This window comes from Mesorhizobium sp. CA4 (genome assembly GCF_020165075.1).
In the GTDB taxonomy this organism is placed as follows: domain Bacteria; phylum Pseudomonadota; class Alphaproteobacteria; order Rhizobiales; family Rhizobiaceae; genus Mesorhizobium.
This window is the reverse complement of record NZ_JAIUHK010000081.1, coordinates 1-1,253: the sequence shown is the minus strand read 5'-3', so window position 1 is coordinate 1,253 and position 1,253 is coordinate 1. Positions and strand designations below refer to the sequence as shown.

The 1,253-nt window shown below is 63.4% G+C and carries 1 protein-coding gene; it reads left to right on the top strand.

All coding sequences use genetic code 11. From position 1 onward, the window contains the following. Positions 1 to 56: 56 nt before the first annotated feature. Positions 57 to 1,142 (top strand): transposase, encoded by a 1,086-nt coding sequence (locus LB528_RS30110; protein WP_318012373.1) that lies wholly within the window; start codon positions 57 to 59, stop codon positions 1,140 to 1,142. The last annotated feature ends 111 nt before the right edge of the window (positions 1,143 to 1,253 follow it).

Sequence of the window (1,253 nt, the reverse complement as noted above, 5' to 3'; positions counted from 1 at the left end):
CATAGGCGCTAAGATAGGTATTGCGGCGCGGAATCGGTTGTGATTCTACGCTGGAGATGACACACGAATCGCTTGTTGATGATGGCTGGGCCGAGACACTTGAGCTTCTCGGCGGCGAAGAGTTGATCGCAGGAAGTGCGCGCGAGACGAAGGCGTTCCTGCGACCACGCGGCATCAGGTCGGCGAGCGACCTGTTGCGCCTGACGCTGGCTTACTGCCTTGGCAAGGTAGGGATGCGGGGCGTCGTGGCCTGGGCGGCGGCGAGCGGCATTGCCGACATTTCGGACGTGGCCTTGCTCGGCCGGCTTCGCAATGCAGGGCCATGGCTGCAGCAGTTGATCGGGCATCTTTTGAAGCGCGAGGAGGAGGCAGGCTTGGCCAAAGGCCGGCTGATCCGCATCCTCGATGCGACGGCGGTTGCCAAGGCCGGTGCGCATGAGAAGAAGAACAATGGCCTTTGGCGCATGCACTGCGCCTTCGAGCTTGAGCGCGAGCGGTTCGATTTCCTCGAGATCACCGACCAGAGCGAGGCCGAGCTGATCGACCGCGTGCCGGTGGTGGCGGGCGAGATCCGCATCGGCGACCGCGTCTATCTGCAGGCCGAGCGGATCGCAAAGGTCATGGCGCAAGGCGGCGACGTTGTCGTGCGCGCATCGTGGAAGAATGCGCGGTGGCTCGACGCCAACGGCGAGGCGTTCGATCTCATCGGCCATCTGGAGAGCTGCCGCGAGGAGGTCTTCGAAACGCCTGTACGGCTGGGCCTCAAGCAGGGCGCGTCGGTGAAGATGCGCCTGATCGCCTTGCGCAAATCCGAGGCCGCGGCACAAGAAGCGCGGCGCAAAATCAACAAGGAAGCCAAGGCCAAGGGCAACAAGGTTCAACCGGAGACGCTGATTGCGGCCGGCTTCGTCATCCTTGTGACCTCGCTGGACCGGGAGGAGTTTCCCGCCGGCACGGTTCTCAAGCTCTATCGCATGCGCTGGCGCATCGAGCTCGCCTTCAAGCGTTTGAAGAGCCTGATCGGGCTGCGCGCGCCTCCCGCCAAAGACCCAAGGATCGCAAAGCCTTGGATTCTGGCCCACTTCCTCATCGCGCTTGTGACCGAACCCCTCTCGCAGGAGTTGGGTGTCTCTCCCCCTTGAGCGACGGGCGCCCGCTACTGTGGCGCGCTACCCGCCAGATCGTCGCCTCCCTGATCACAGCCATCTTTACTCAGCCGCCCTTGGCAATCCTGCGCCGAAATCTCCATGCCT

What these genes read in the sequence shown, in the direction of transcription:
- LB528_RS30110 (WP_318012373.1), top strand. Translation starts at nt 57, where the DNA reads ATGACACACGAATCGCTTGTTGATGATGGCTGGGCCGAGACACTTGAG.